General features: G+C 43.8%; 7 protein-coding genes. 5 read left to right on the top strand and 2 right to left on the bottom strand.

What is annotated here, in order from left to right:
- Both Q1V93_RS09700 and Q1V93_RS09695 read right to left on the bottom strand, forming a co-directional pair.
- Positions 1–1,267 (bottom strand): amidohydrolase family protein (locus tag Q1V93_RS09700; protein WP_300664178.1); only part of this gene is annotated, 1,267 nt, incomplete at its 3' end.
- Positions 1,268–1,271: 4 nt separating this feature from the next.
- Positions 1,272–2,492 (bottom strand): hypothetical protein, encoded by a 1,221-nt coding sequence (locus Q1V93_RS09695; RefSeq protein WP_300664176.1) that lies wholly within the window; start codon positions 2,490–2,492, stop codon positions 1,272–1,274.
- 267 nt (positions 2,493–2,759) lie between these two features.
- Between Q1V93_RS09695 and Q1V93_RS09690 the strand changes: the two genes are divergently transcribed.
- From Q1V93_RS09690 to Q1V93_RS09670, 5 genes are all read left to right on the top strand, one after another.
- Positions 2,760–3,929, top strand: a complete 1,170-nt coding sequence (locus tag Q1V93_RS09690) for an iron-containing alcohol dehydrogenase (RefSeq protein ID WP_300664174.1) — start codon at positions 2,760–2,762, stop codon at positions 3,927–3,929.
- Complete coding sequence (locus tag Q1V93_RS09685) at positions 3,929–4,963, top strand: hypothetical protein (RefSeq protein WP_300664173.1); 1,035 nt, start codon at positions 3,929–3,931, stop codon at positions 4,961–4,963. Before Q1V93_RS09690 ends, Q1V93_RS09685 begins: the two co-directional genes overlap by 1 nt.
- A gap of 184 nt (positions 4,964–5,147) precedes the next feature.
- Complete coding sequence (gene dxs, locus Q1V93_RS09680) at positions 5,148–7,106, top strand: 1-deoxy-D-xylulose-5-phosphate synthase (protein WP_300664171.1); 1,959 nt, start codon at positions 5,148–5,150, stop codon at positions 7,104–7,106.
- A 69-nt stretch (positions 7,107–7,175) separates the two neighbouring features.
- Positions 7,176–8,081 carry an AEC family transporter gene (locus Q1V93_RS09675; protein ID WP_300664170.1) on the top strand — a complete coding sequence of 302 codons (906 nt, stop codon included), beginning with the start codon at positions 7,176–7,178 and terminating at the stop codon, positions 8,079–8,081.
- A 289-nt stretch (positions 8,082–8,370) separates the two neighbouring features.
- Positions 8,371–8,910 (top strand): amino acid--tRNA ligase-related protein (locus tag Q1V93_RS09670; RefSeq protein ID WP_300664168.1); only part of this gene is annotated, 540 nt, incomplete at its 3' end.

Below are 8,910 nucleotides of genomic sequence, written 5' to 3'. Positions count from 1 at the left end.
CACGTGTTATTAACTGATTGAACTCAGAGAGTTCCTGGATAGCCAATTTATACAAATCGCTTTCCCGCTTTTCCTGCTCGGTCATAAAAAAGTCAGTTCCGAACAATACGCGTTTAGCCAGGATTTCCCCTCTGTCGTCTTCGGTTCTCATGAATTTCAGGATAGCAGCGAGCACTTCGGGTTTGTCGAGATCGCCAAGCGTGTAGGAAATATCGGTGTACAAATTCGGATAGCGCACCATCATGTCGCGGATTCTGTCGCACCACAACTGACTGTCAAAACGGCGGATTTGCTGCAAGTCCGGATCGTCTTTACTGTTGTCAACGATTTCATTGGATCCGCCCATGTGAGCCAGACAAATTTTGAGTTCCGGGAATTTTTCCAGGATCGGAACGTAGTTTTCCGGATGACTGAACAAATCGCAGGCTTTGTCGTTATTCCCGATTTTGCTGTCTTCCAGCCATTTTTGTTCCCGGTAAATCCGGATGCGTGTATAAATGGTTTCCTGTGCGGTAAGAACGGCTTCTGAAGGATTGTCGGGTAAAAGCATGGCAGGTTGCGCCGGAATCAGTTCGGAAATTTTCGTTCCGATGTATTGCGAACCCACGCGGGTAACATGCGTGATAAGCGGAAGCTGATTGGCTTCGGCATAGGCATACAAATCGTTGAGACGCGGGTCGAATGCAAAGAAACCGAGGGCAGGATACAATTTGATTCCGGAGAAAAACGGAAACACCATTCCGTTGGCCTGCAAACCGGTTTCGAAATACGCTTTGGACCAATTCACCAGATCCATTCCCGATTTATGCCTCGGATCAATTCCCAGGAAGGGAAAGAAATTGTTCGGATAATACCGTTTGATGTCTTTGACTGCTTCGAGCTGCGATTCAAACGTAATCTGCCTTCTCGACGGGCGATTGTCCATAAAATCCATGTTCATGGTCAATCCTACAATACGAACCTGGGAATCGTATTGCTTTCCGACCTCGAATTCCAGTTCAAACACGTCGAGTTGTTTACGCTGGGTTGCTACTTCCAGAAACGCGATGTATTTATCGAAATTGTTTCGTTTGTTGCTGTCTTTTTTCGCGGCTATTTTAGAAATGGCCACAATCGTAGCCCGCGACCATTTCGTGTCCAGAAGGGCTTTAATCGCTTTTGGCATGCGCCGGACCGTTTTGTTCGGAAGAATCCGCAGGAAATTATCGGGAACACATTCGCTGTTGAAAACGTGTGTGTGAATATTGGAAAAAGGTAATTGTTTCATCGGGTTAGGATTTTGTGGATGGATTTCCTTCCGGAATTTTACCGGATCTGCGGATGTTGACGAATTTTACGAGTAGCTCGAACCAGAATGGTGCACCGAAACTCAACGAAATTCCAGAGATAATAATCCCGATGAGGTATTTCAGAACGGTTCCGGTATCCGGATCGTTGTTCCGTTCATTCAGATAACGCACCAATCCGGGATTTTTGGAATCCGGAAGTGCATCTTCTTTTGTGGATTGAAACCAGGAAACCGGAGCGCTTGTTTCAGACCATCCGATGGGAACGTTTAACTCAGAAACAAGATTCAACGCGTCATTTAATTGCTTCAGGTCTCTTTTTGCAGTTGAATCCGCTATTTTCCGGGTGCTGTCCCATGCATTCAGTTTGTTCAGAATCTCCATTGCCATCCCGGTATCAATCTGGAATGAACGGGCTTTCTGCATGTCGTTTTGAGGAATCGAAACCACTTTTGTCATCGAGGAAATATCCGTTCGAAAGGTTGAATCCCTGCGGATATTTGCAGCTGTTTGTTCGGCGCTTTCAACCATGCGATCTCTCAGATTGGGATCCAGGCTCAGCATTTTCAAGAGATGCAAACTGTCTACATTCAGAACAATGGCTACTGCAAATCCGGCAATGATGAATTTTTTTCGCTGTTTGGTTTTGTACCAGCCGGAAACGCGATCCATGTAATCGTTGTACCATTGCTCGATGTGTTTTTTAAGTTCCGCGTATTGGTTTTCCGCTTGAGCGGATTTATCAATAAAAGACTGCATCAAATCTGCAAAAGGGCTGGTGTTCATTCCGGAAACTCCCAGCTGAAACCGTTCCACGATATCTCCGGGAACCGAATTGTTTTCCATTTGGTATTCCCTCGTCCCATCTGCATTCATCACCACTTTGACTTTTTGATTATTGACAACCTGCTGAGCGATGATATCAATCAGTGCTTCGGCAAACATGGTTCCTGAGATATAATGAGGATCTCTGTCGGGCGCACTTTTGAGTCCGGCAATGGTGACATGATTATAGAGCAGGTAGCCGTAATCCTTGTTTATGGGATCTTTCAGCAATTTGTAAATGGAATCTTTGAGAAAAATTCCCCGTTCCTTGAAATAGGAGTTCCACCATTCCGTGAGAATGGATACGAGGATACTCAATACGGCATAAATAAATACCAGTGAAATGAGGATCAACAAAATGTTGTTGTCGGCAAAATTCATATTCAGTGAATCATTAAGGTTGTTAAAACAGTCCGTTCTAAAATGTCGTTAGGAAAGACAGGATCAAAAATAAAAAACTATTGAAATCTACAATCAAAAAGGGGGTAAAATTTTGAAGAAATATTGTTTTGTATTATCTTGATAATCAACCTGTTTTGATCGTGTCAATTCTTTCGTGATTTTTCAGAAAAGAGCGCATGATTTTTCCTGTCAATTAGGTCTTGTTTTCATATCTTTACAGTCCTTAAATTTGCAATTTGGTACGCCATGAATAATTTCGAGATTACAACACCTACTACCATTGTCTTTGGGAAAGACCAGTTGACAAGGGTTTCACAGCTGTTAAAGGCACAAACAGCCGACGGAAAAGTGATTGTTTTATATGGTGGCGGATCCATCGAAAAATCCGGTTTTTTAGACAAATTAAAAACGGAATTGAGTGATTTGGAATTGCATTTTTTCAAAGGAATTGAGGCAAATCCGGAATACACGACTTTAATGAAAGCAGTGGAATATATCCGCGAAAACAAGATCAATTATATGCTGGCAGTTGGCGGCGGTTCTGTGATCGACGGTGCGAAATTCATTTCCGGAGCGGTAAGTTATGCCGGAGATCCATGGGATGTATTGACACAGGTTCCGGGCTGCAGTTTCACTTCTGCTATTCCTTTCGGATGTATTTTAACCATTCCGGCTACAGGTTCGGAATCCAATTCCGGGGCGGTAATCAGTCGTTCTGAATTGAAAGAAAAAAGAACGATGGGTGGACCCTTGTTCTTCCCGAAATTTGCTTTGCTGGATCCTGCTTTCGTGGCAACTTTGCCAAAACGCCAAATAGCAAACGGAGTGATTGATGCGTATACGCATACGATGGAGCAATACCTGACTTTCAAGGGTGAAAATCTGCTTCAGGAACGGTATGCGGAAGGAATTTTATCCACCTTGATTGAGATTGGGGAAAAAGTGTTGGAAAATCCGGGAAATTATGATCTGGCAGCCAACCTCATGTGGTGCGCCAACCAGGCATTGAACGGCGTGTTGCGTTGCGGAGTTACAACCGATTGGGCAACACACATGATCGGACATGAATTGACGGCTTTGCACGGAATAGATCATGCGCAGTCATTGGCAATCATTGCTCCGAGATTGTATGAAGTGAAATTTGAAAGCAAAAAAGCCAAATTGGCTCAATATGGAAAACGTGTGTGGGGACTGGAAGGTTCTGAAGAACAAATTGCCCGGAAAGCAATTGCAAAAACCGAAGCATTTTTCCACTCCTTAAGTGTAAAAACACGCATTTCCGAATACACCAGTGATTATCACGAGACCGGTAGAATGGTGCATGACCGTTTTGTTCAGCGCGGTTGGACCGGACTCGGAGAAAATAAGGATCTGACTCCGAAAGAGGCAGAATATATTGTTAATCAAGCTATCTGATGGGACTTTCAAGTAGATATACTGTTCGTAAGGAAGCAACACCTGCTTTGTTAGATTTGTTGACCCAAACAACTTTGGGAACCAATGGTGCACGGTATAAACATTTAGATACTGCAACACGCATTCATGAGGCGGATAACCCGATCTTCATTTCGTTGGAAAGAGATGGGAAAGTGCAGGGAAACCTGACTTTGTGTAATCGCGGCCGTCAATGGTACGTGCGTTATTTCGCTTTTGCCAATCAAAAACAGGCTTCCAAAAACGTGAATCGTGTTCATAAAAGCAATTCCCGCCTGAAAATGGAAATGGCGAGTTTTTTCGATGAAACATTTGACGGGAAACTGGGAGAATCTCCCGATGCTTTCTATGCTTATATCGACCCGGCGAATGACCGGAGCAAATGGATGTCGGAGCAATTCGGATTCCGGACAGAAGCGCAATTGATTTCTCAGTCATTCAGTCGTACGAAACCACGGATGCAAAATCCCGTTCGTTTGTTGGAAGACGAGCAAGTGATTTCAGAACACCTGGATAAGATTCAAAAAACACATGCCTATTTTGTGCGTACTCATGCTGAACGAGGACCGTTTTATGCCTATTATGATGAATCCGGAAAGGTAATCGGTTTTGCGAAAATTACCCGTGCAAATTGGGTTATTGAGCGTTTACCGGGCTTTTTGGGAGGCCTTTTTACCCGCCTGATTACTGTGACACCGGGAATCCGGAGAATTGTCAAACCGAAAAACCACCAATTCCTTGTTCCTGAATCTATTTGGGTTGAAGACAATGATCCGGATGTATTATCGTCACTCCTGGAGGGAATCCTGGCACATGAAAGCCGGAATATGATGCTTTGGTTTGTGGATCGGAGAGAACCACTTTGGAGAGAAAGTCGCCAATACATTGATTGGGGATTGTTTCACAAAATGACTCCGCAGCCGATTGTAGATGTGGTTGTGATGCGGAAGAATCCGCTGAAAATGGACGAGTTGCGCTCCAAGCCGATTTTTGTAGCGGGGTGGGATATGGTGTGATGCACGCGCATTAATTTACCCCGAAAAAAATTGATCACCCTTCCAGGGTTATAAACCCTGGACCAGTTTCGGAATGCCAGATCACTGCAAAATTTGTTAAATCCCGGAAAGCCCGAAATATTCCGTGGTTTTTTTTGTTATCCATAACGCGAACTCGTAAATTTGTACGTCGAACTCTGATTTTATGCATCCATACAAAGCAGGTCCTTTATTGGAACAGATCATTATCCCTCAGGATTTAAGGGATAAAATGACGGTAGAACAATTGCCGCAGGTTGCAGATGAATTGCGTCAGTATATTATAGATGTGATTTCTGAGATCGGGAATTCTCACTTCGGGGCAAGCTTAGGAGTTGTTGAATTGACAGTTGCCCTGCATTATGTGTTCAACACACCGGACGATCAATTGGTTTGGGATGTGGGCCACCAGGCTTACGGACACAAAATCCTCACAGGTCGCCGCGAAGTATTTCATACCAATCGTACAAAAGGAGGAATTTCCGGATTCCCGAAAAGATCCGAAAGTGAATACGACACTTTCGGAGTGGGGCATTCATCCACGTCGATTTCTGCTGCTTTGGGAATGGCGGTTGCAAGCCGTTACAAAGGTGAAAAGAACCGTCAGCACATTGCCGTGATCGGTGATGGTGCGATGACAGCCGGTTTGGCTTTTGAAGGAATGAACCACGCCGGTTTCGAGAAAGATGCCAACTTATTGGTGATTCTGAATGACAACTGCATGTCAATCGACCCGAATGTGGGCGCCTTGAAAGAATATTTGACTGATATAACGACTTCTCATACTTACAACAAGGTAAAAGATGAGGTGTGGAAACTGCTTGGAAAAGTCAGTAAATTCGGTCCGGATGCACAATCTGTGGTGTCCAAAATCTCTTCCGCTTTGAAGGGATCAATCTTAAAGCAAAGTAATCTATTCGAATCATTGAAATTCCGTTATTTCGGTCCTGTTGACGGACACGATGTGGTCGGATTGGCAAAAGTACTCGAAGACTTAAAAGATATTCCAGGCCCGAAAATTTTGCATTGCATTACACGAAAAGGAGCCGGATACAAATTTTCAGAAGAAGGGAACCCAACCAAGTGGCATGCTCCGGGTATTTTCAATAAAGAAACCGGGGAAATTGTTAAAATCGTTCCGAAATCTCCGCAACCTCCGAAATACCAGGATGTATTCGGTCATACCATTGTGGAATTGGCAGAGCAAAATGACAAAATCGTGGGGATTACTCCAGCAATGCCTTCCGGTTGTTCCCTGACTTTTATGATGGAAGCAATGCCGGATCGAGCATTCGATGTGGGAATTGCAGAACAACATGCGGTGACTTTTTCTGCCGGATTGGCAACTCAGGGATTGATTCCTTTCTGTAATATTTATTCGTCCTTCATGCAGCGTGCCTACGACCAGGTTTTGCATGATGTGGCTTTACAAAATTTGCCGGTCGTTTTCTGTTTGGATCGCGGTGGGTTGGTTGGTGCTGATGGTGCAACGCATCATGGTGCTTACGACATTGCTTACATGCGGAGTATTCCGAACATGATCGTTTCTGCTCCGATGAACGAAGCGGAATTGCGAAACCTGATGTTTACTGCCCAGGCTGCAAATCACGGACCTTTCTCAATCCGGTATCCGCGGGGTAACGGAGTGATGACCGAGTGGAAAACTTCCATGAAAGCAATTCCGATCGGTACGGGCCGAAAAGTAACGAATGGTGAAGACATTGCTTTGGTGACGATTGGACATGTGGGGAATTTTGCCCAGGAAGCCATTCAATCTTTGAAAGAAAGCGGAGCCTCTGTGGCTCATTACGATATGCGTTTTGTGAAACCTTTGGATGAAACGTTGCTGCATGAAGTGTTTACCAAATTCGACCAGGTGGTTACGATTGAAGATGGTTGTATCATGGGTGGATTCGGCTCTGCAATCATTGAATTCATGGTCGATCACAATTACCGTTCGAAAGTGGTTCGTTTGGGAATTCCGGATAAATACATTCATCACGGAACACCGGAACAATTGCATGCAGACTGTGGATTTGACGCAAAATCCATTGCGGCAAAAGTGCGCGAATTACTGAATCTTTCTTCTTCCGAAGGGCAAGTTGCTCAAAGTGAGGTTGGTTAGAAAGCCCCGTAGTTTTTTAGCAGGAATTTCTGATTTTATTTCGTTGATAAGCGATAATTTTGGGCTCTGATGTCGAATTTTATCCTGATAGGAGTTTGTTTTCTCGCTGGTTTTTTACTCAGAAAATCAGGTGTTTTGCCAAAAGGAAGTCACCAGGGAATTAACGTTTGGATCATTTATGTAGCACTTCCTGCTGCAACACTCAAATATCTTCCGGGGATCAAATGGTCGAATGATCTGCTGATTCCGTTAGTAACTCCGCTGGTTTGTTGGTTCGGAGCCTGGATTTTGTCGGAATTGCTGGCGAAACCGTTTCACTTTGACAAGAAAACCAAAGCGGCATTTTTGATCGTTACCGGTTTGGGAAACACTTCTTTTATCGGCTTTCCGTTAATTTCAGCTTATTATGGCGAGAATAACTTGTCTGTTGCGGCTGTAACGGATCAAATGACTTTCTTCATTCTGGCGGTTTTTGCTTCCGTTGTCGCGATGAGAGCATCCGGTAAGGCGAAGGCAGATTTCAAAACGATCAGTCTCAAATTGTTGAAATTCCCGCCGTTTTTGGTCATCATTATTGCCTTGATTTTGCCCCGGTTTGTTTCCTTTGAACCCATTACTCCGTTGGCATCCACTTTAGCAGCGACGCTTTCGCCTTTGGCTCTGTTTTCGGTCGGGCTCCAGTTCGAATTGGGAAAAATGAAAGATGTACTGAAACCGGTTTTGGCCGCTTCTGTTTACAAGCTGATTCTTTCACCATTGATCATTCTGGGATTGGCCTTTGCTTTTCAAACGGGAGAAATGCAGACAAAGATTGCGGTGTTTGAAGCTTCGATGGGAACGATGATTAGTGCCGGAATTTTGAACGATCAGTTTGGACTGAATCCGCGTTTGAGCAACCTGATTGTGTTTCTGACGATTTTACTTTCGTTCATTACGAGTGGAATTTGGTATTGGGTGTTGGAATTTTTGGTTTAAAATAGAACTGAAACCCAGTAGTTGAAAGGGCTGTTCGCAATATCGCGAACTTGCAACTCAAAAACCCAAAACAGGCTCAAATTCTTCGGAAACAATCTCCATAACAAGTTTACGAATTTTGAAATGACATGACCTAAGAGTTTAAATCAGATCGAATTTCTCTCGGTTTGCCATTTGGCAAACAGGCATATTTGCATTTGATGCGTGTCGATAACTCTTGATTCCTTTCAACTTACAGCACCGCAGCTTTCAAATTTCTTTCCTATTTTTGTATCATTAGAAAAATAACATGAAACGAACAAAAATTGCTGATTTATTAAGTCAACCGAAAGTTGGCGACAAGTACCTTGTGAAAGGTTGGGTGCGATCATTTCGCAACGACCGCTTTATTCAATTGAATGATGGTTCAACCATTAATAATTTGCAAGGTGTTGTTGAAGCTGCCAATTTCGACGAAGCAATTTTGAAGAAAATAACAACAGCCTCTTCTGTTGGATTGACCGGTGTTTTGGTTGAATCAGAAGGAAGCGGACAAGCATTTGAATTGCAGGTTTCCGAAATCGAGATCATCGGTGAAGCACATCCGGACGATGTTCAGAAAACCATTTTGCAACCGAAAAAACACAGTTTGGATACGTTGCGTGAACAAGCGCATTTGCGTTTCAGAACAAACGTATTCGGAGCGGTTTTCAGAGTGCGTCACGCGGTAAGTTATGCCGTTCACAAATTCTTCAACGACCAGGGATTCTTTTACATTCATACGCCGATTGTCACAGGTTCTGATGCGGAAGGAGCAGGAGAAATGTTCCGAGTAACAACCCTCGACGCG

Origin of the sequence: Fluviicola sp., assembly GCF_030151805.1 — a bacterium.
Classification (GTDB): Bacteria; Bacteroidota; Bacteroidia; order Flavobacteriales_D; family Crocinitomicaceae; genus Fluviicola.
The sequence above is the reverse complement of the archived record's forward strand: the minus strand, read 5'-3'. Positions and strand labels throughout refer to the sequence as shown.

Coding starts and splice junctions, on each gene's coding strand:
- Q1V93_RS09690 (WP_300664174.1), top strand. CDS start 2,760: ATGAATAATTTCGAGATTACAACACCTACTACCATTGTCTTTGGGAAA.
- Q1V93_RS09695 (WP_300664176.1), bottom strand. CDS start 2,492: ATGAATTTTGCCGACAACAACATTTTGTTGATCCTCATTTCACTGGTA.
- dxs (WP_300664171.1), top strand. CDS start 5,148: ATGCATCCATACAAAGCAGGTCCTTTATTGGAACAGATCATTATCCCT.
- Q1V93_RS09675 (WP_300664170.1), top strand. CDS start 7,176: ATGTCGAATTTTATCCTGATAGGAGTTTGTTTTCTCGCTGGTTTTTTA.
- Q1V93_RS09685 (WP_300664173.1), top strand. CDS start 3,929: ATGGGACTTTCAAGTAGATATACTGTTCGTAAGGAAGCAACACCTGCT.